Genomic DNA, 19,796 nt, shown 5'->3' on the forward strand with positions numbered 1-19,796 from the left:
AGCCGTTTCCATAAGGAAATAGGCTGGAAATGGCTGTTGGCAAGCGCAAGCAGCTCCTTTTTCAGGAGCGCCTCATTCGCCTTCCACCACGTAGCGCGACACCACCGGTGGTGCGTCGCCCACGTGGAAGGCGAACTTGCGGTCGCGCAGCGCCACGTCCGAGGTGGTGACGCGGTCGAAGCGGCGCAGGTGCTCGGTCCACGACTCGTCCACGATGCGCTCCACGTAGCGGCGCGGATCGGCGATGTCGTGCTGCAGCTCCCAGCTCAGCGCGCCCTGGCGGATGCGCGCGCGGCGGCTCTCCTGCATCACGGCGCGGAACTCGGCCGCGCGTGCGGGGTTGATGAAGTACTCGATGCTGGTCACCAGCCGCAGGCCTGCCTGGGGCGTCGTGTCGGCCTGGGGCATCTTGAAGGCGCGCGAGGGGCTCAGGTCCTCGTCGCCGTGGCGGTCGCGCACCAGGCGCTGCACCACCGCCATCACCGCCACGCCGGTGACCGAGGCCACGGCCAGGCTCATGTGCACGCTGGTCAGCGCCGCCACCTGGCCCCACAGCGCCGCGCCCGCGGCCGTGGCACCCATGATGCACATCTGGTAGATGGACATGCCCCGTGCGCGCACCCAGTTGGGCAGCGCGAGCTGGGCCGAGACGGTGAGCGAGTTGGCCGTGGTGATCCACGCCGCGCCGGCCAGCACCATGGCGGGCACGGCCACGTAGACCGTGGGCGCGAAGGCCACCAGCGCCGTGCCCACCGCCTGCGCCAGCGTGCCGCGCGCCACCAGCGCGTCCATGGCCATCATCTGGCGCAGGCGCGGCAGGAACATGGCCGCGCCGATCGCGCCCGCGCCCATGCTGGCCAGCAGCAGCGTGAAGGTGCCCGCGCCGCCGCCCTCCAGGTCGCGCGCCACCAGCGGCAGCAGCGCCAGCAGGGCCGTGGCGTGCAGGAAGAAGATGGAGATGCGCCAGAGCACGGCGCGCATGCGCGGCGACTCGCGCACGAACTGCAGGCCTACGCGCATGGCGCTGGTCAGGCGCTCGCGCCCCAGCGGGTTGGGCGTGGGCGTGCGCCGCCAGCGCATGATGGTGAAGCCCGCGATGAGCGAGAGCACGGCGTTGAGCACGAACACCCAGGCGCTGCCCGCGCCGGCGATGATGGCGCCGGCCACCAGCGGCCCGATGATGCGCGAGGCGTTCATCGCCACGCCGTTGAGCGCCAGCGCCGCCGGCAGCTGGTGGCGCCCCACCAGCTCGGGCACGATGGCCGCGAACACCGGCCAGCGCATCGCCAGGCCGATGCCGTTGGCGAAGGTGAGCGCCAGCAGCATGTAGGCGTTGAGCCCGCCCCAGAGGATGGCCCCGCACAGCACCACGGCCACGGCGGCCACCCAGAACTGCGTGGCCATGAAGTAGCGCCGCCGGTCCAGGATGTCGGCCAGCGCCCCGCTGGGCAGGCCCAGCAGGAACACGGGCAGCGTGGAGGCCGTCTGCACCAGTGCCACCAGCGCGGGCGAGCTGGTCAGCGTGGTCATCAGCCAGGCCGTGGCCACGTCGTTCATCCACATGCAGGTGTTGGCCGCGAGCCAGGTGAGCCAGAGCATGCGGAAGGCGGGGACGGAGAGCGGCGCGAAGGGCGAGGAGGGCGCGCGCTGCGCGGCGCTGTGCTCCAGGCCGGCGGAGGCGGCGGCTTCGGCGGCATCCGCGCTGGCGGATGTGCGGGCGGCTTCGGGGGACGGCTGCGCTGGCGCGGGACCGCTGTCGGGGGTGGGCTGTGGCGGCATGTGACTGCGATTGTGGCGGGGATGCCGGGCGCCCGCCACCGCGGGCCGGGCCGCCCCCTGGCAGCCCTCGGATATCGCAGGAAAAAGCCGCCCGGCGCCCAGGGGGCAAGCGCGGGCAGCTATGGAAACCGCAGCGCGCTAGCCGCGCCCGCTGGCACGCGCAGGCGTCAGGTGCGCCAGCGGCAGCGCGCCGCCGGCCTTGACCTCGCCCAGCGAGAAGCTGGTGTGCATGTCCTTCACGTTGGGCAGGTTCAGCAGCACGTTGCGTGCGAACTGCGAGAAGCTGTCCAGGTCGGGCGCCACCACCTGCAGCTCGAAGGTGCCGGTGCCGCTGATGTAGTGGCAGGAGACGACCTCGGGGATCTTGGCGATGGCCTGCTCCATGGCGCGCGTCAGGTCGCCGGTGCTGCGCTCGGCGTCCAGCCGCACGAAGGCCAGTACGCCCAGGCCGATCTTGTGGCGGTTGATTTCGGCGTGGTAGCCAAGGATGAAGCCGGCTTCCTCCAGCGCGCGCACGCGGCGCCAGCACGGCGCGGCCGACAGGCCCACGCGCTGCGCCAGCTCGGCGTTGGTCAGGCGGGCCTCGGCCTGCAGCTCGCGGAGGATGGCGAGGTCGTAACGGTCAAGATTTTCCATTTGTGCATTCTTTTGGGAAAGGATCTTTCTTGCATCAGGGTTAACTCGGCAAAAAAAGCAAACACTTATCCGAATCGCGCACATACACTGCACTCTTTACAAGCGGTGCCCACCGGCGCCGCGAAGATGCCGCGCCCAAGAGGCTGCGGACCTGCACCCCACGGAGACAAAAACCATGAACGCCCCGCTGCCCGATCACGTTCGCCGCGCGCTCGAAACCGTCACGCTCGACGACAAATACACCCTGGGCGCGGGCCGCGCCTTCATGAGCGGCGTGCAGGCCCTGGTACGCCTGCCCATGCTGCAGCGCCAGCGCGACGCGGCCGCGGGGCTGAACACGGCGGGCTTCATCAGCGGCTACCGGGGCTCGCCGCTGGGCGGCTACGACCAGTCGCTGTGGAGCGCGCGCAAGCACCTGGCGGCGCAGAACATCGTCTTCCAGCCCGGCGTGAACGAGGAGCTGGCCGCCACGGCGGTGTGGGGCACGCAGCAGCTCGACATCTACCCCGAGTCGAAGAAGTACGACGGCGTCTTCGGCATCTGGTACGGCAAGGGGCCGGGCGTGGACCGCTGCTCGGACGTGTTCAAGCACGCCAACATGGCGGGCACGGCCCGGCACGGCGGCGTGATCGCCGTGGCGGGCGACGACCACATCAGCAAGAGCAGCACGGCCGCGCACCAGAGCGACCACATTTTCAAGGCTTGCGGCCTGCCGGTGTTCTTCCCGAGCAGCGTGCAGGACATCCTGGACATGGGCCTGCACGCGTTCGCCATGAGCCGCTTCTCGGGCCTGTGGTCGGGGCTCAAGACCATCCAGGAGGTGGTGGAGTCGTCCGCCAGCATCTCGGTGGACCCCGACCGCGTGAACATCGTCCTGCCCGAGGACTTCGTGATGCCCCCGGGCGGCCTGCACATCCGCTGGCCCGACGCGCCGCTGGAGCAGGAGGCGCGCCTGATGGACTACAAGTGGTACGCCGCCCTGGCCTACGTGCGTGCCAACAAGCTCAACTACAACGTGATCCAGGGCCCGCACGACCGCTTCGGCATCATCGCCAGCGGCAAGGCGTACAACGACACGCGCCAGGCGCTGGTGGACCTGGGCCTGGACGACGAGACCTGCCGCCAGCTCGGCATCCGCGTGCACAAGGTCAACGTGGTCTGGCCGCTGGAGGCCACCATCACGCGCGACTTCGCGCGGGGGCTGCAGGAAATCCTGGTGGTGGAGGAAAAGCGCCAGGTCATCGAATACCAGATCAAGGAAGAGCTTTACAACTGGCGCCCCGACGTGCGCCCCAACGTGCTGGGCAAGTTCGACGAGATCGAGGGCGACAACACCGGCGGCGAGTGGAGCATGCCCAACCCCAGCCAGAACTGGCTGCTGCGCCCCAAGGCCGACCTGACGCCGGCCATCATCGCCAAGGCCATCGCCAAGCGCCTCAAGAAGCTGGGCGTGCCTGCAGACATCGTGGCGCGCATGGACGAGCGCATTTCGGTCGTCGAGGCGCGCGAGCGCGGCCTGGCCGCCACGACCATCGACACGGGCGAGCGCATGCCCTGGTTTTGCAGCGGCTGCCCGCACAACACCAGCACGCGCGTGCCCGAAGGCTCGCGCGCCGTGGCCGGCATCGGCTGCCACTACATGGCCAACTGGATGCCCGACCGCAAGACCAGCACCTTCACGCAGATGGGCGGCGAGGGCGTGACCTGGGTGGGCCAGGCGCCGTTCACCAAGGACAAGCACGTGTTCGCCAACCTGGGCGACGGCACCTACTTCCACAGCGGCCTGCTGGCCATCCGCCAGAGCATCGCCTCGGGCGCCAACATCACCTACAAGATCCTCTACAACGACGCCGTGGCGATGACCGGCGGCCAGCAGGTGGGCGAGCGGCCCGAGGGCCACTCGGTCGCGCAGATCGCGCACAGCCTGCGCGCCGAGGGCGTGGCCAAACTCGTGGTGGTGACCGACGACCCGGCCAAGTACCAGGGCCGCACGCACGCCGTGGGTGCGGCGCGCGCCGGCCACCCCGAGCTGCTCAACGACCTGCCGCCCGGCATCGAGGTCTTCCACCGCGACGAGCTGGACCGCATCCAGCGCGAATTCCGCGAGATCGCCGGCTGCACGGCCATCATCTACGACCAGACCTGCGCCACTGAGAAGCGCCGCCGCAGGAAGCGCGGCACGCTCGCCACGCCCGCCAAGACCGTGGTCATCAACGAGCTGGTCTGCGAGGGCTGCGGCGACTGCTCGGTGCAGTCCAACTGCCTGTCCGTGGAGCCCGTGGAGACGGAGTTCGGCCGCAAGCGCCGCATCAACCAGAGCACCTGCAACAAGGACTATTCCTGCGTGAAGGGCTTCTGCCCGAGCTTCGTCACCATCGAGGGCGGCCAGCTCAAGAAGCCCAGGAAGGAAAAGAAGGGCGACCTTGCCGCGCTGCCGCCCATTCCCGAGCCGGTGCTGCCGGTGGCCGAGGAGGCCTGGGGCATCGTCGTGGCCGGCGTGGGCGGTACGGGGGTCATCACCATCGGCTCGCTGCTCGGCATGGCCGCGCACCTCGAAGGCAAGGGCGTGGTCACGCAGGACGCGGCCGGCCTCGCGCAAAAGGGCGGTTCCACCTGGAGCCACGTGCAGATCGCCAACCGGCCCGAGGCCATCCACACCACCAAGGTGGACACGGCCAAGGCCGACCTGGTGATCGGTTGCGACCCCATCGTCGCCGCCAACAAGGCCACGCTGGCCGCCATGCAGCCGGGGCGCACCTTCGTGGCGCTCAACGTGCACGGCACGCCCGCGGCCGCCTTCGTGCACAACCCCAACTGGCAGTTCCCCGCCGACGGCTGCGAGGCCGCCATCGCCCAGGCCGTGGGCCGCGAGCTGCTGGGCGTGTTCGACGCCGAGCAGGCCGCCTCCCAGCTGCTGGGCGACAGTATCTACACCAACCCGCTGATCCTGGGCTACGCATGGCAGAAAGGGCGCGTGCCCCTGTCGCACGCCGCGCTCATGCGCGCCATGGAGCTCAACGGCGTGCAGGTGGAGAACAACAAGGCGGCGTTCGAGTGGGGTCGCCGCTGCGCGCACGACCTTGCTGCCGTGCAGGCGCTATACGGGGCCGCCCAAGGCCAGGCCGCGCAGGTGATCCAGTTCGTCAAGAAGCCCGGCCTGGCCGAGATGGTGGCCAAGCGCGTGGAATTCCTCACCGACTACCAGAACGCCGCCTATGCCGCCGAGTACCGGGCTTTCGTGGACAAGGTGCAGGCGGCCGAAACGCCGCTGGGCCAGGGCACGCGGCTGACCGAGGCCGTGGCGCGCTACCTGTTCAAGCTCATGGCCTACAAGGACGAGTACGAGGTAGCGCGCCTGCACACCGACCCGGCCTTCACCCGGCGCCTCGAAGGCATGTTCGAGGGCGACTGGCGCATCGTGCACCACCTGGCCCCGCCCACGTTCGCCAGGCACGACGGCGAGGGGCATCTCGTCAAGAAGAGCTACGGCCCCTGGATGCGCCGCGCCATGGGCATGCTAGCCAAGCTCAAAGGCCTGCGCGGCACCGCGCTCGACCCCTTTGGCCGCACCGAGGAGCGCAAGACCGAGCGCGCGCTGATCCAGGAATACCGCGCAAGCATCGACGAACTGCTGGCGGGCCTCTCAGCCGACCGGCTGGCGCTGGCCGTGGAGGTCGCGCGCATCCCCGAGGAAATCCGCGGCTACGGCCACGTGAAGGAGCGCCACCTCCAGGCCGCCCGCAAGAAGTGGTTCGCGCTGATGGACCGCTGGCGCGCCCCCGCCACCCGTCAGGCGGCCTGAGGGCTGACGCCCGCCGGGGCGTCCTCGTCTGGTGCGCCGGGCGGGCCGGCCACCAGCACGCGGTTCACCGGCACCGCCAGGCGCACGCCCAGTGCCTGCAGCTGGCGCAAGAGCGCGAGATTGATGCGCTGCTGCAGGTCCATGTAGAGGTTGTAGCCCGGGTCCTGCACGATGTAGACCACTTCGTAGTCGAGCGAGCTCGCGCCGAAGCCCTTGAAGTGCGCTCGGTCGAAGCGCAGCTGCGGCTCGGCCTCGATGATGGCGCGCATGGCCTGGGCCACGGCCTCGGCCTGCTCGGGCGTGGCGTCCTGCGCGATCCCGAAGCTGAAGACGATGCGCCGCTCGCGCATGTAGCGGTAGTTGTTGATGGTCTGCTTGAGCAGGTCGGTGTTGCTCATCACCACCTGCTCGCCGCTCAGCGCGCGGATGCGCGTGGTCTTCACGCCCACCTGCTGCACCGAGCCGGCGATGTTGCCCACGACGATGAAGTCGCCCACCTCGAAGGGCTTGTCCACCGCGATCGCCATGGAGGCGAACAGGTCGCCCAGCACGTTCTGCACCGCCAGCGCCACCGCGATGCCGCCCACGCCCAGGCTGGCGATGAACGCGGTGATGTTCACCCCCAGGTTGGAGAGGATGGCCAGCAGCACCGTGGCCCACAGCACCGTGCGCAGCCCCCAGGACATGAGCGTGGCCGAGGCGCTGATCTGCCCTGCGCCCGCCGCCCCGTGGTGCTGCCGGTAGCGCTCCACGGCGATGGCCGTGGCCCGCGTGCCCCACAGGCCGATCTGCACCGCCACCGCCAGGAACCAGAGCTGGCCCACGCGGTCGTGCCAGCGCCCGGGCAGGTCCAGCATGCCTGCGCCCACGAGCAGCGCCGCAAGGAGGATGAGCAGGTGGCTGGTGCCCGCCAGCACCTGGGCAAGCAGGCTGCCGGGGCCGCCGGGGCTGCGGGTGTCGGTATGCCGGCGGGTGCGGGCGATGGCCCAGCGCAGCAGCAGCGTCAGCACGATGCAGGTGCCCGCGGCCGCGGCGAGGGCCACCAGCACGCCCGCGGCGGGCATGCCCCAGAACGTCTCGGCGCGAAGCCAGGCGGATGCCGATGCGAAATCCATGGGGAAGGGCTCCTTTCTCGGAAAGCGGTGTCGGGAGGAGGGAGAAGGCAGGGCGGCGCGGGGCGCCCTTGCGGCGGATGCGGTGTCCTATCCTAGAAGTGCCTGCACGGGACGGGCGTAGGCCCAGGCCGATGATGTCCGTGCGCGCCGTGACCATTAACCGGCCATGGTACGGGGCTTTTTTGCTATTGTTTAAGTAGCTTTTTGCGCTTGTGGGGCAAGCGCTCCAAGGCTTTTTTGTTCCCTGTGCCGCACCACCCACTCCATGGGTGCGCGCAGCGCCGGAGCAGGCCCGTCCGCCGGCCCGCCGCATACAATGGCCGGCTCGCCGCCCGCAGGCCCCGGTGCCCCTGGCGGATATTCCTATTCCCACCTCTTCGTGGAGTCCTTCCCGTGTTGATTTCCCCTGCCTTTGCACAGACCGCTCCCGCCGCTGCCGCCGAGGGCGGCATGATGGCCTCGCTCACCGGCATGCTCCCGCTGGTGCTGATGTTCGTGGTGCTGTACTTCATCATGATCCGTCCCCAGATGAAGCGCCAGAAGGAGCACCGCGCCATGATCGAAGCCCTGGCCAAGGGCGACGAAGTGGCCACCGCCGGCGGCATCCTGGGCACCGTGACGCGCCTGTCCGAAGGCTACCTGCACCTGGAGATCGCCAACGGCGTGGAAGTGCAAGTGCAGCGCAGCGCCGTCGCCCAGGTGCTGCCCAAGGGCACGGTGAAGTGAGGCACAACCCCCTGAGCGGCTGCGCCGCTTCCCCTTCTCTCGCGCTGTGCGCGGGAAGGGGGACGCCGCCAGTGCTGCGGGGCGGCCCTTGCACGGCGGCCCCTGCCTGGGGCGCGCCTTTGAAAAAGAAACGCGAACATGAACCGTTATCCGGTCTGGAAATACGCGATCCTGGTGATCGTGTTGCTCATCGGGGCCCTGTACACCCTGCCCAATTTCTTCGGCGAGGCGCCTGCCGTGCAGGTGTCGTCCGCCAAGGCCACGATCAAGGTCGACACCGCGGTGCAAAAGCGCGTCGAGGAAGCGCTGCAGGGCGCGGGCGTGGTGTCGGACTCGGTGGTGTTCGACGGCAACTCCGTGCGCGCGCGCTTCGACACGCCCGACACCCAGCTCAAGGCCAAGGACGCGATCGAGAAGGCGCTGATTCCGGACCCGTCCGACCCGCCCTACATCGTCGCGCTCAACCTCGTGTCGCGCTCGCCCGACTGGCTCACCGCGCTGCATGCGCGTCCCATGTACCTGGGCCTGGACCTGCGCGGCGGCGTGCACTTCATGCTGCAGGTGGACATGCAGGCGGCCCTCACCAAGAAGGCCGAGTCGTACGCGGGCGACCTGCGCACCGCGCTGCGCGAGAAGAACATCCGCCACGGCGGCATCGGCCGCGACGGGCAGGCGGTGGACATCCGCGTGCGCGACGAGGCCATGCTCACCGCCGCGCGCAACCTGATCGCCGACCAGTTCCCCGACCTGCAGGCTACGAGCAGCCCCGACGGCGACGGCATGCGCCTGCGCGCCTCCATAAAGCCCGAGGCGCTGCGCAAGGTGCAGGAGCAGGCGCTCAAGCAGAACATCACCACGCTGCACAACCGGATCAACGAACTCGGCGTGGCCGAGCCCGTGATCCAGCAGCAGGGCCTGGACCGCATCGTCGTGCAACTCCCCGGCGTGCAGGACACGGCCAAGGCCAAGGACATCCTGGGCCGCACCGCCACGCTGGAAGTGCGCATGGTGGACGAGGGCACCGAGGCCCGCGCCGCCGAGATGGGCAGCGGCCCCGTGCCGTTCGGCTCCGAGAAGTACCTGGACCGCAACGGCCAGGCCGTGATCGTCAAGAAGCAGGTCGTGCTGACCGGCGAGAACCTCACCGACGCCCAGCCCGGCTTCGACGGCCAGACGCAGGAGCCCACCGTCAACCTGACGCTGGACGCCAAGGGCTCGCGCATCTTCAAGGACATCACGCGCGACAACGTGGGCAAGCGCATGGCCATCGTGCTGTTCGAGAAGGGCAAGGGCGAGGTGGTCACCGCGCCCGTGATCCGCTCCGAGATCGGCGGCGGCCGCGTGCAGATCTCCGGCCGCATGACCACCATGGAAGCCAACGACACGGCCCTGCTGCTGCGCGCCGGCTCGCTGGCCGCGCCCATGGAGATCATCGAGGAATACACCATCGGCCCCAGCCTGGGCGCCGACAACATCGAGCGCGGCATCCACTCCGTGGTCTGGGGCATGGCGGCCATCGCGGCCTTCATGTGCGTGTATTACATGCTGTTCGGCGTGTTCTCCACCGTGGCGCTGGGCGTGAACGTGCTGCTGCTCATCGCCATCCTGTCGATGCTGCAGGCCACGCTGACGCTGCCCGGCATCGCCGCCATGGCGCTGGCGCTGGGCGTGGCCATCGACTCCAACGTGCTGATCAACGAGCGCATCCGCGAGGAGCTGCGCGGCGGCGCCTCGCCGCAGGCGGCCATCGCGGCAGGCTATGAGCGCGCCTGGGCCACCATCCTGGACTCCAACGTCACCACCCTCATCGCGGGCCTGGCGCTGCTGGCCTTCGGCTCGGGCCCGGTGCGCGGCTTCGCGGTGGTGCACTGCATCGGCATCCTGACCAGCATGTTCTCGGCCGTGTTCTTCTCGCGTGGCCTGGTCAACCTCTGGTACGGCCGCAAGAAGAAGCTCAAGAGCGTGTCCATCGGACAGGTGTGGAAGCCCGAGGACGCATCCGAAATGCGCTCCGTGGCCGGCAAGGCTCAGTAAGGAAAGACGGTCATGGAATTCTTCCGCATCCGCAAGGACATTCCCTTCATGAAGTACGCGTTGGTCCTCAACGCGATCTCCTTCATCACCTTCGCGCTGGCCGTGTTCTTCCTCGTCACGCGGGGGCTGCATCTGTCGGTCGAATTCACGGGCGGCACCGTGATGGAAGTCGCCTACACCCAGACCGCCGACATCGGCAAGGTGCGCGACACGGTCTCGTCCCTGGGCTACGCCGACGTGACGGTGCAGAACTTCGGCACCTCGCGCGACGTGATGATCCGCCTGCCCGTGCAGAAGGGCGTGACCTCGGCCCAGCAGAGCGAGCAGGTGCTGACTGCGCTCAAGGCCGCCGACCCCGAAGTGGCGCTGCGGCGCACCGAATTCGTCGGCCCGCAGGTCGGCGAGGAGCTGGTGCACGGCGGCCTGATGGCGCTGGGCATGGTGGTGCTGGGCATCGTGGTCTACCTGGCCTTCCGCTTCGAGTGGAAGTTCGGCGTGGCGGCGGTGATCGCCAACCTGCACGACGTGGTCATCATCCTGGGCTTCTTCGCGTTCTTCCAGTGGGAGTTCTCGCTGTCGGTGCTGGCCGGCGTGCTGGCCGTGCTGGGCTACTCGGTCAACGAATCGGTGGTGATCTTCGACCGGATCCGCGAGGCCTTCCGCAAATTCCGCAAGCTCTCCACGCCCGAGGTGATCGACCACGCCATCACCTCGACCATGAGCCGCACCATCATCACCCACGCCTCGACCGAGGCCATGGTGCTGTCGATGTTCTTCTTCGGCGGCCCCAGCCTGCACTACTTCGCGCTGGCGCTGACCATCGGCATCCTGTTCGGCATCTACTCCTCGGTGTTCGTGGCCGCGGCCATTGCCATGTGGCTGGGCGTCAAGCGCGAAGACCTGGTCAAGACCGGCACGCGCAAGGAAGGCGATCCGGGCGATCCGAACGCCGGCGCGGTGGTGTAAACACGCGGGCGGCGGATGCGCCGCTGCATACGGGCTGCGGCTAATATCGAGGTCCCATGGATCCCCAGCCTTCCCCCCTTGCCCACCGGCGGCTTGCCCACTTGGCGCGCCAGCGGTTCGTGGACGGCCTGTGCGCCAGCCTGCCGGCGCTGGACAAGAAGATCCAGGATTTTTTGACCGAGCTCATGGGCCAGCCGGGCACGCAGCGCGACATGCAACTGCGCCGCGATGCCTGGATGAGCTACCAGGCCCACCACAAGGGCTGGGTGGAGCGCACCGGCCGCGCCTGGCGCGAGAACCTGGCGCCGCCCACCACCACCTCGCGCGGCGCGCTGGCTTCGGGCGGGCTGGAACTGCTCAGCGACGACGTGGTCGAGAACAAGATCCTCGCCTCGCGCATGGCGCTCACCGTGCTGGAGCACGTGGGCAACCCCTTCGACGAGGCGCGCAAGCGCACCGAGCACCTGGAAGGCCACGAGCTCGACAGCCGCGACATCCTGCGCCCTGAAACCCTCTGCCTGCGGCTGGTGGAGCAGTGGCTGGAGACGGGCCTGCAGCGCAGCGACCTGCAGTTCGTGCTCGATCCGCTGCAGCGCGAGCTGGCGGTGCTGGCGCTGGGGCACTACCAGGGGCTGGTCAAGCTGTACGACGAACACGGGGTGGCGGCGTCCGACGACCTGCGCGCGCGCGTGCGCCGCCCCGCCGCCACAGGCCCGGGCAGCGGGTCGGGTGCGCTGGCCGCGAAGGGCCCTTCCACTGGCGCCCCCGAGCCGGCGGGGCTCGCCTCGCAGGCGCTGCAGCAGTCGCGCGAGGCCATGGCGCGCCAGGCCGCGTTCCAGCCCACGATGGTGGCACCGCCCACGGGCTTCCATGCCCCCCTGCCGGGTGCGCGCCCAGGCATGGCCTTCGGCAACCCGCTCGTGCGGGCGCGCCAGCGCGCCCAGGGCGTGATGGTGCAGCTGCGCCGCCTGCTTACCCAGCCGACCACCGGCTACGACATGGTCAAGGCGCCGCCCGCGTCCGCCGCGCTGGCGCACGCGCTGGCGGCCCACCGCGTGCAGGCCGACACCTACTACAGCGGCATGGCCACCCTGGTGCAGGACTACAGCCCGCAGGCCGTGGTGCAGGTGGCCAACGTGGTGCGCGAGCGCTCGGCGGAATTCAAGAAGAAGGCCAGTACGGCCAGTGAGAAGGCCATCATCGAGGTGGTGGCGCTGATGTTCCAGAGCATTCTGAGCGAGGACCGTATCCCGCCCTCGGTGCGCGTGTGGGTGGCGCGGCTGCAGGTGCCGGTGCTGCGCGTGGCGCTGGCCGAGCCCGAATTCTTCAGCAACCTGACCCACCCCGCGCGCCAGCTCATCGACCGCATGGGCGCCTGCGTGCTGGGCTTCGACGCGAGCAGCATCAACGGCAGCGCGCTGGAGGCCGAGATCCGCCGCATCGTGCAGGTGATCGAGCAGTACCCCGAAACCGGGCGGCGCGTGTTCGAGCTGGTGCTGGGCGAGTTCGAGAAATTCCTCGCCAAATTCCTGACCGAGAAGCAGGGCACCTCACGCATCGTCAGCGTGGCCCAGCAGGTGGAGCAGAAGGAAACGTTGGCCATCCAGTACACGATCGAGATGCGCACCATGCTCAAGGACATGCCGGTGCGCGACGAGATCCGCGAATTCCTCTTCAAGACCTGGGCCGAGGTGCTGGCCATGTCCGCCGTGCGCAACGGGGCGCAGCACGCCGACACCGTGGCCTACAAGCGCGCCGCGGCCGACCTGGTGTGGGCTGCCAGCGCCAAGCCCAACCGCGCCGACCGCGCCCAGGTCATCCAGAGCCTGCCGGCGCTGCTGCAGAGCCTGCGCCAGGGCCTGGCGCTGATTGGCGTGGCGGGCCAGGAGCAGGACGTGCTGATCAAGGGTCTGACCGACACGCTGGCCGATGCCTTCCTCTCCAAGACCGCTGCCATCCCGCAAGCCCACATCGACGCCATGGCCCGGCGCCTGGCGAACCTGGAGGACTACATCGGCGACGAGGCCATGGGCGACATGCCCCTGAACGCCGACAACATCGAGATGCTGCTGGGCATCGACGCCTCGTCCATCCACGTGATCGCCGACAATGGCGCGCCCGTGCAGGAGGAGATGGTGGCCTGGGCGCAGGAACTGCCGCGCGGCACGTGGTTCACGCTGGACCACAGCGGCGCCTCGGCCCAGGTGCAGTATGTCTGGCACAGCGAGCGCAAGCAGCTGCACCTGTTCGCCGCCATGGACGGCAGCAGCTACCTGATCCAGCTGCGGCGCCTGGGCGCCTACCTGCAGGCCGGCCTGCTGGTGGCGCAGGAGGAGGAAAGCCTCACGCTGCGGGCCACACGCGACGCGCTGACCAAGCTGGACGCCAATCCGGAAAGATTGCTGGGATAGACGCTCTTGAAATAAGAGCTGCTAACGCTTTTTGTATAAGCGCTAGAGCCTGATTTCATTCGAATTCTTCATCGCCGCCGCGCACCACTCGGCACACCACCTCGGCTGCGAACCCGCGCGCGGCCAGAAAGCGCATCTGGCGCGCGCGCTCCTGGGGTGTGGCGGGTGGCGGTGCGCTCCCGAAGCGCTGGCACCACACGGCGCGGGCGCGTTCCAGCTCGGTGCCGGCCAACTGCGCCGCCGTGGCGCGCACGAGGTCTTCATCCAGGCCCTTGGCCCGCAGCTCCTGCGCCACGCGCCGGGCGCCGAAGCGCGCGGCGCGCTGGTGCACCACGGATTCGGCCACGCGCTGCGCGCTGACGAAGCCCTGCGCCTCCAGCGCGTCCAGCAGCGCGGGAAGGTCTTCGCCTTCCTCCACGTGGCGCGCAAGCTTGGCCTGCAGTTCGCTACGCGAGTGCTCGCGCTGCGCCAGCAGGCGCAGCGCACGGGCCTTGAGCGAGAGCCGGGCGAAACCCATGTGCTATTGGCTTGATAGCTGCCTGCGCTTGCCTGCCAAGCGCTGGGCTGGATTTCAGGCCTCTTCGGCCTTCTCGGCCTTCTTGCCCCGGGCGGGCTTCTCGGCGGGGGGCGGGGCATCGCCCGTGGCGGCGGGGGCCGCTGCGGGCAGCAGGGCCACGCCCAGGCCTTCGCGCACCTTGTTCTCGATCTCGCGGGCGAGGGCAGGGTTCTCGCGCAGGAATTCGCGCGTGTTGTCGCGGCCCTGGCCGATCTTCTCGCCGTTGTAGGCGTACCAGGCGCCGCTCTTCTCGATGATGCGCGCCTCCACGCCCATGTCGATGATCTCGCCCTCGCGCGAGATGCCTTCGCCGAAGAGGATGTCGAACTCGGCCGTCTTGAACGGGGGCGAGACCTTGTTCTTGACCACCTTCACTTTGGTCTCGTTGCCGATGGCCTCGTCGCCCTTCTTGATGGTGCCGATGCGGCGGATGTCCAGGCGCACGCTGGCGTAGAACTTGAGCGCGTTGCCGCCGGTGGTGGTCTCGGGGCTGCCGAACATCACGCCGATCTTCATGCGGATCTGGTTGATGAAGATGACCATGCAGTTGGTCTTCTTGATGGTGGCGGTGAGCTTGCGCAACGCCTGGCTCATCAGGCGGGCCTGCAGGCCGGGCAGGGCGTCGCCCATCTCGCCTTCGATTTCGGCCTTGGGCACGAGGGCGGCGACGGAGTCGATGACGATCAGGTCCACGGCGCCGGAGCGCACGAGGCTGTCCACGATCTCCAGCGCCTGTTCGCCGGTGTCGGGCTGGCTGATGAGCACGTCGTTGAGGTTCACGCCGAGCTTCTGGGCGTAGCTGGTGTCCAGCGCGTGTTCGGCGTCGATGAAGGCGCAGGTGCCGCCTTGCTTTTGCATCTCGGCCACGACCTGCAGCGTGAGCGTGGTCTTGCCCGAGGATTCGGGGCCGTAGATCTCGACCACCCGGCCGCGCGGCAGGCCGCCCACGCCCAAAGCCACGTCCAGGCCCAGCGAGCCGGTGGAGACGACCTGGATGTCCTCAATCTGCTCGCCCTCGCCCAGGCGCATGATCGTGCCCTTGCCGAACTGCTTTTCGATCTGGGCCAGGGCCGCGGCCAGGGCCTTGGCTTTTTCGGTGTTGGCGTTTGCGTCCATGGAGTGCTCCTTGTCTGGATTGAATGACAGTCTGTATGCCTGAACAGTAGTTTAGGGGTGGGTATTTTTAATTCCAATGATTTTTTAGACAGTTTGGCTGACAATTTGCTATGGACGACACCCCACTGCCCGACGACCGCTGGCGCCAGACCCACCTGGGCCGGCTGCTGGGCCATGCCATGCGCCGTTTCGACGCCCGCGTGCTGCAGCTCATGGCGCGCAGCGCGGAGGCGCCGCTGGCCCTGTCCAACCTGGCGGCGCGCGACCAGGTGAGCGCGGCGCACATCCACATCACGCGCCACCTGTCCCTGCGCGGCGACCGCGTCACCGACCTGGCCGAGCGCGCCGGCATGGCCAAGCAGTCCATGGCCGACCTGGTCCAGCAATGCGAGGCCTGGGGGCTGGTCACGCGCGAGGCGGACCCGCATGACGCCCGCGCGCGCATCGTGCGCTTCACGCCCATGGGGCTGGCCTGGCTGGCCGCCTTCCGCGCCGCGGTGGCGCAGGCGGAGGCCGAGTTCCGCGCCGAGGTGGGCGCGGAGGTGGCCACCGTGGCGGCGCTGGGGCTGGAGGCCTATGCGGGTGGAGACACGCCCTAGAATTTGAGGGACAGCAAGGCGTGCCCGCCGCGCCCATAACCAGGAGACACCCCGCCATGCGCATCCTCATCGCCGAAGACGACCAGGTGCTGGCCGACGGCCTGCTGCGCTCGCTGCGCGGCTCGGGCGCGGTGGTGGACCATGTGTCCAGCGGCACCGAGGTCGATGCCGCGCTCATGACCAACAACGAGTTCGACCTGCTCATCCTCGACCTGGGCCTGCCCAAGCTGCACGGGCTGGAGGTGCTCAAGCGCCTGCGCGGACGCGGATCGTCGCTGCCGGTGCTGATCCTCACGGCGGCCGACAGCGTGGAGGAGCGCGTCAAGGGCCTGGACTTCGGGGCCGACGACTACATGGCCAAGCCGTTCGCGCTCTCCGAGCTGGAGGCGCGCGTACGCGCCCTCACGCGCCGCGGCATGGGCGGCGCGAGCAGCGCCATCCGCCACGGGCCGCTGGTGTACGACCAGGCCGGGCGCGTGGCCACCATCGACGGCAAGATGGTCGAGCTGTCCGCGCGCGAGCTCGGCCTGCTGGAGGTGCTGCTGCAGCGCGCCGGCCGCCTGGTGAGCAAGGAGCAGCTCGTCGAGCGCCTGTGCGAGTGGGGCGAGGAGGTGAGCAACAACGCCATCGAGGTCTACATCCACCGCCTGCGCAAGAAGATCGAGCGCGGGCCGATCCGCATCGCCACCGTGCGCGGGCTGGGCTATTGCTTGGAAAAGATCCCGAGTTGATGCTCATTAATTCATAGCTGCTGGCGCTTGCCATATAGGCGCTGGAGGCCGAAAACCTTGAAAATCTTCCAGCGCGAGCAGCGCTCCCTCTTCGGCGAAATCCTCGACTGGATGCTCACGCCGCTGCTGCTGCTGTGGCCGGTGAGTCTGGCGCTGACCTGGTTGGTGGCCCAGGGCCTGGCCAACAAGCCCTTCGACCGCGCGCTCGAATACAACGCCCACGCGCTGGCCCAGCTCGTCACCGTGCAGGGCGGCAAGGTGCAGTTCAACCTGCCGCAGCCGGCCAGCGAGATCCTGCGCGCCGACGAGTCGGACATCGTCTACTACCAAGTGCTCTCGCCCACGGGCGCCTACCTCTCGGGCGAGCGCGACCTGCCGCCGCCTCCGCCCGAGGAGCGCACCTTCTCCGGCGAGGTGCGGCTGCGCGACGCCGAGCTGCGCGGCGTGGACATCCGCGTGGCCTATATCTGGGTGCGCGTGCCGCTGCCCGATGCCCCCGCGGCACTGGTGCAGGTGGCCGAGACGCGCTCCAAGCGCAGCGTGCTCGCCACCGAAATCATCAAAGGGGTGATGCTGCCGCAGTTCGTCATCCTGCCGCTGGCCGTGCTGCTGGTGTGGCTGGCGCTGGCGCGGGGCATCAAGCCGCTGCACCAGCTGGAGGAGCGCATCCGCGCGCGCAAGAGCGACGACCTCTCGCCGCTGGACCACAAGGCCGTGCCCATGGAGGTGGCGCCGCTGGTGGACTCGGTCAACGACCTGCTGCGCCGCCTGCACGAATCCATGGCCACGCAAAAGCGCTTCCTGGCCGACGCCGCGCACCAGCTCAAGACCCCGCTGGCCGGCCTGCGCATGCAGGCCGACCTGGCGCAGCGCGAGGGCACCAGCACCGACGAGCTCAAGCAGTCGCTCAAGCAGATCGGCCGCTCGTCCGTGCGCGCCACCCACACCGTCAACCAGCTCCTGGCGCTGGCGCGCGCCGAGGGCGGCAGCGCCGTGGTGCAGCGCCAGCCGCTGGACCTGGCGCGCCTGGTCATCGAGGTGGTGCGCGACAGCGTGCCCCGCGCGATGGAGCGGCAGATCGACCTGGGCTACGACGGCGCGGAGCCCGGCGCACGCGGCGTGTGGGTGGACGGCAACCCCACCCTGCTCAAGGAGCTGGTGCGCAACCTGCTGGACAACGCCATCAACTACACCCCCTCCAACGGCAGCAACCCCGCCATGGTCACCGCGCGCGTGCTGCCCGACACCTTCGGCCGCGTGGTGCTGCTGCAGGTCGAGGACACCGGCCCGGGTGTGCCCGAGGCCGAGCGCGAGCTGGTCTTCCAGCCCTTCTACCGCGCCCTGGGTACCGACGCCGACGGCTCCGGCCTGGGCCTGCCCATCGTGCGCGAGATCGCGCGCCAGCACGACGTGGAGGTGCTGCTGGAAGACGTGCACCCGGGCGCAGCCATGCCCGGCGCGCGCTTCAGCGTGCGCTTCGCGGCGCGCGCGGATGCTCCTTGAATGAGAGCTGCTCGCGCTTGATGGGTGGGCGCTGAAGGCCGATTCGGCTTGATCCCAGCCTGCGGGTTCAGTGGTCCAGCAGCGGATTGTCCGCGCCGAGCGCGGGCGACGGCAGTGTGGCGTCGGTTGCGCGGAAGGCCGCGTCGATCGGCACGGGCAGCGCCGCCATGCGCTCGCCCGTGGCCGTGGCCACCGTGCGCGAGAACAGGCCGCGCGCGCCGAAGTGGGGGTCGCGCCGCGCTTCCTCCAGGCCCACCACGCGGCAGGTGCACACGTCCTGCCCCGCGAAGCGCTGCTCCCAGTGCGCCGCCGTCTGCCGCGCGATGGCGGCGCGCACGGCCTCGGTGGCCTGCGGCGGCGGCATGGCGTCGAGCGCGGCGGCGTCCAGGCCGACGAGTTCGGTGAAGCGCTGCCAGAACTTGTCCTCCAGCGGCGCGGCGGCGAGGAAGGCGCCGTCGGCGGTGCGGTAGATCTGGTAGCGCGGCGTGCCGCCGGTCACGAGGTCCGTGCCCGTGCCGGGCCACTGGCCCAGCGCGCCGTTGCCCAGGCCCCAGTACTGGAACGTGAACAGGTTGTCGGCCATCGCCACGTCCAGGTGCGCGCCGCGGCCCGTCTGGTCGCGCTGGCGCAGGGCCAGCAGGATGTTGACGAGGCCCGGATAGGTTCCGCCCGCGATGTCGGCGATCAGCGCCGGCGGCAGCACCGGCGCGCCGTCGCTGCCGGCCGTCAGCGACAGAGTGCCGGAGGCGGCCACGTAGTTCAGGTCGTGCGCGGCCTCCTGCGCGCGCGGACCGTGCTGGCCGAAGCCGGTGATGGAGCAGTACACCAGGCGCGGGTTGGCGGCCGAGAGCGCCGCGTAGCCCAGGCCCAGCCGGTCCATGACGGCGGGGCGGAACTGCTCGATCAGCACGTCGGCCTCGCGGATCAGCGGCATGAGCCGCTCCAGCGCGTCGGGCGCCTTCAGGTCGATGGCGATGGAGCGCTTGCCGCGGTTGAGCAGCACGAAGTTCGCGCTGTCCTCGCCCAGGCGGGGCTCGTAGCTGCGCATCTCGTCGCCGCGCCGCGGGCGCTCGATCTTGACCACCTCGGCACCGGCCTCGGCGAGCAGCAGCGAGCACAGCGGCCCGGGCAGCAGGGTGCTGAAGTCCAGCACCTTCACGCCGGTCAGGGGCTGGCTCATCGCGCTGCCGCCACGCGCGCGCGGCGCGCCGGCGCGTAGTCGCTCTGGCCCAGCGCTTCGTAGAGCGCCTGCGTCACCTGGAAATGGTGCGCGAGCCCCGTGCGTTCGAGCAGCGAGATCGGGCCCTCCGGATAGCCCAGGCCCAGGCAGAGCGTCTTGTCGAGATCGTCGGCACTGGCGAGCTTCTCGTCGAGGCGCCGCAGCGCCGCGTTGAAGTAGGGGCGGATCAGCCGGTCGACGATGCGCCCGGGGAAGTCGCCGCACACGGCGACGACCAGCCCCGCCGACTGGAACGCGGCCCGCGCGGCCTCCAGGGCCTCGGGCTGCGTGCCGGGCTGGCGGACCAGTTCCACGAGCGGGCTCGGGTCGGCATCCCCCAGCCGGAAGCGCGCGAAGCCGACCACGTTCGAGCCTTCGAGGCCCCGGCGCTCGCCCGTGTGCGTGCCCAGGCACTCGGTGCCCAGCTCGATCGCGACGAAGGCGCGCTGCGCATGGCCCTGGCCTTGGGCGAAGGCGCTGCCCGCCTGCGCGCCGAGGTACACGAGGCCGGGCGCGTCGCCCTGCGAGGCCTGTTCAAGGAAGGCATGGGCGGCGGGAAACGACCGGCTCTCGCCGGCCTGGACGATGGAATAGCTGCTCATC

Annotated in this window: 15 protein-coding genes; 8 read left to right on the forward strand and 7 right to left on the reverse strand. The window is 69.6% G+C overall.

The features are described 5' to 3' along the window. Positions 1 to 72: 72 nt before the first annotated feature. Positions 73 to 1,779 carry an MFS transporter gene (locus AAG689_RS23355; RefSeq protein WP_406623993.1) on the reverse strand — a complete coding sequence of 569 codons (1,707 nt, stop codon included), beginning with the start codon at positions 1,777 to 1,779 and terminating at the stop codon, positions 73 to 75. A gap of 138 nt (positions 1,780 to 1,917) precedes the next feature. Continuing rightward, positions 1,918 to 2,415: an Lrp/AsnC family transcriptional regulator gene (locus AAG689_RS23360; RefSeq protein ID WP_020228236.1), complete on the reverse strand. Its 498-nt coding sequence runs from the start codon at positions 2,413 to 2,415 to the stop codon at positions 1,918 to 1,920. 175 nt (positions 2,416 to 2,590) lie between these two features. Here AAG689_RS23360 and AAG689_RS23365 point away from each other — a divergent pair, with 175 nt between their 5' ends. After that, the gene (locus tag AAG689_RS23365; RefSeq protein WP_406623994.1) at positions 2,591 to 6,217 is read left to right on the forward strand and encodes an indolepyruvate ferredoxin oxidoreductase family protein; all 3,627 of its coding nucleotides are present in this window, start codon (positions 2,591 to 2,593) and stop codon (positions 6,215 to 6,217) included. Here the strand turns inward: AAG689_RS23365 and AAG689_RS23370 are convergent. After that, entirely contained in the window at positions 6,205 to 7,332 is a 1,128-nt protein-coding gene (locus AAG689_RS23370; protein WP_406623995.1) for a mechanosensitive ion channel family protein, read from the reverse strand. The genes AAG689_RS23365 and AAG689_RS23370 overlap by 13 nt on opposite strands. Positions 7,333 to 7,725: 393 nt before the next feature. Between AAG689_RS23370 and yajC the strand changes: the two genes are divergently transcribed. The 4 genes from yajC (at position 7,726) to AAG689_RS23390 (ending at position 13,469) form a co-directional block, all read left to right on the forward strand. Continuing rightward, positions 7,726 to 8,058: a preprotein translocase subunit YajC gene (yajC, locus tag AAG689_RS23375; RefSeq protein ID WP_024001654.1), complete on the forward strand. Its 333-nt coding sequence runs from the start codon at positions 7,726 to 7,728 to the stop codon at positions 8,056 to 8,058. A gap of 138 nt (positions 8,059 to 8,196) precedes the next feature. After that, complete coding sequence (secD, locus tag AAG689_RS23380; protein WP_020229233.1) at positions 8,197 to 10,092, forward strand: protein translocase subunit SecD; 1,896 nt, start codon at positions 8,197 to 8,199, stop codon at positions 10,090 to 10,092. A gap of 12 nt (positions 10,093 to 10,104) precedes the next feature. Next, positions 10,105 to 11,058, forward strand: coding sequence for a protein translocase subunit SecF (gene secF / locus AAG689_RS23385; RefSeq protein WP_406623996.1), 954 nt, complete (start codon positions 10,105 to 10,107; stop codon positions 11,056 to 11,058). 56 nt (positions 11,059 to 11,114) lie between these two features. After that, positions 11,115 to 13,469: a DUF1631 family protein gene (locus AAG689_RS23390; RefSeq protein ID WP_406623997.1), complete on the forward strand. Its 2,355-nt coding sequence runs from the start codon at positions 11,115 to 11,117 to the stop codon at positions 13,467 to 13,469. A 55-nt stretch (positions 13,470 to 13,524) separates the two neighbouring features. On the opposite strand, the gene recX is transcribed toward AAG689_RS23390, so the two are convergent. Further along, positions 13,525 to 13,986, reverse strand: coding sequence for a recombination regulator RecX (recX, locus tag AAG689_RS23395; protein ID WP_406623998.1), 462 nt, complete (start codon positions 13,984 to 13,986; stop codon positions 13,525 to 13,527). A gap of 54 nt (positions 13,987 to 14,040) precedes the next feature. Then, positions 14,041 to 15,141: a recombinase RecA gene (gene recA / locus AAG689_RS23400; RefSeq protein WP_406623999.1), complete on the reverse strand. Its 1,101-nt coding sequence runs from the start codon at positions 15,139 to 15,141 to the stop codon at positions 14,041 to 14,043. 110 nt (positions 15,142 to 15,251) lie between these two features. On the opposite strand from recA, the gene AAG689_RS23405 reads away from it, so the two are divergent. From AAG689_RS23405 to AAG689_RS23415, 3 genes are read left to right on the forward strand one after another with little or no spacing between them, the layout of a single operon-like run. Then, positions 15,252 to 15,740, forward strand: a complete 489-nt coding sequence (locus AAG689_RS23405; RefSeq protein ID WP_406624000.1) for a MarR family winged helix-turn-helix transcriptional regulator — start codon at positions 15,252 to 15,254, stop codon at positions 15,738 to 15,740. A gap of 56 nt (positions 15,741 to 15,796) precedes the next feature. Next, a complete protein-coding gene (locus AAG689_RS23410; protein WP_406624001.1) occupies positions 15,797 to 16,471 on the forward strand; it encodes a response regulator in 675 nt (224 codons plus the stop codon). Positions 16,472 to 16,528: 57 nt separating this feature from the next. Next, positions 16,529 to 17,974: a sensor histidine kinase N-terminal domain-containing protein gene (locus AAG689_RS23415; RefSeq protein ID WP_406624002.1), complete on the forward strand. Its 1,446-nt coding sequence runs from the start codon at positions 16,529 to 16,531 to the stop codon at positions 17,972 to 17,974. A 67-nt stretch (positions 17,975 to 18,041) separates the two neighbouring features. Here AAG689_RS23415 and AAG689_RS23420 read toward each other — a convergent pair whose 3' ends face one another. Both AAG689_RS23420 and AAG689_RS23425 read right to left on the reverse strand, forming a co-directional pair. Continuing rightward, the gene (locus tag AAG689_RS23420) at positions 18,042 to 19,154 is read right to left on the reverse strand and encodes a CaiB/BaiF CoA transferase family protein (RefSeq protein WP_406624003.1); all 1,113 of its coding nucleotides are present in this window, start codon (positions 19,152 to 19,154) and stop codon (positions 18,042 to 18,044) included. Continuing rightward, positions 19,151 to 19,795: a 3-hydroxyacyl-CoA dehydrogenase family protein gene (locus AAG689_RS23425; protein ID WP_406624004.1), complete on the reverse strand. Its 645-nt coding sequence runs from the start codon at positions 19,793 to 19,795 to the stop codon at positions 19,151 to 19,153. Before AAG689_RS23425 ends, AAG689_RS23420 begins: the two co-directional genes overlap by 4 nt. Position 19,796: the final 1 nt, after the last annotated feature.

The organism is Acidovorax sp. SDU_ACID1 (assembly GCF_045291395.1).
Classification (GTDB): Bacteria; Pseudomonadota; Gammaproteobacteria; order Burkholderiales; family Burkholderiaceae_C; genus MR-S7.

What these genes read in the sequence shown, in the direction of transcription:
- AAG689_RS23355 (WP_406623993.1), bottom strand. Translation starts at nt 1,779, where the DNA reads ATGCCGCCACAGCCCACCCCCGACAGCGGTCCCGCGCCAGCGCAGCCG.
- AAG689_RS23360 (WP_020228236.1), bottom strand. Translation starts at nt 2,415, where the DNA reads ATGGAAAATCTTGACCGTTACGACCTCGCCATCCTCCGCGAGCTGCAG.
- AAG689_RS23365 (WP_406623994.1), top strand. Translation starts at nt 2,591, where the DNA reads ATGAACGCCCCGCTGCCCGATCACGTTCGCCGCGCGCTCGAAACCGTC.
- AAG689_RS23370 (WP_406623995.1), bottom strand. Translation starts at nt 7,332, where the DNA reads ATGGATTTCGCATCGGCATCCGCCTGGCTTCGCGCCGAGACGTTCTGG.
- secD (WP_020229233.1), top strand. Translation starts at nt 8,197, where the DNA reads ATGAACCGTTATCCGGTCTGGAAATACGCGATCCTGGTGATCGTGTTG.
- secF (WP_406623996.1), top strand. Translation starts at nt 10,105, where the DNA reads ATGGAATTCTTCCGCATCCGCAAGGACATTCCCTTCATGAAGTACGCG.
- AAG689_RS23390 (WP_406623997.1), top strand. Translation starts at nt 11,115, where the DNA reads ATGGATCCCCAGCCTTCCCCCCTTGCCCACCGGCGGCTTGCCCACTTG.
- recX (WP_406623998.1), bottom strand. Translation starts at nt 13,986, where the DNA reads ATGGGTTTCGCCCGGCTCTCGCTCAAGGCCCGTGCGCTGCGCCTGCTG.
- recA (WP_406623999.1), bottom strand. Translation starts at nt 15,141, where the DNA reads ATGGACGCAAACGCCAACACCGAAAAAGCCAAGGCCCTGGCCGCGGCC.
- AAG689_RS23405 (WP_406624000.1), top strand. Translation starts at nt 15,252, where the DNA reads ATGGACGACACCCCACTGCCCGACGACCGCTGGCGCCAGACCCACCTG.
- AAG689_RS23410 (WP_406624001.1), top strand. Translation starts at nt 15,797, where the DNA reads ATGCGCATCCTCATCGCCGAAGACGACCAGGTGCTGGCCGACGGCCTG.
- AAG689_RS23420 (WP_406624003.1), bottom strand. Translation starts at nt 19,154, where the DNA reads ATGAGCCAGCCCCTGACCGGCGTGAAGGTGCTGGACTTCAGCACCCTG.
- AAG689_RS23425 (WP_406624004.1), bottom strand. Translation starts at nt 19,795, where the DNA reads ATGAGCAGCTATTCCATCGTCCAGGCCGGCGAGAGCCGGTCGTTTCCC.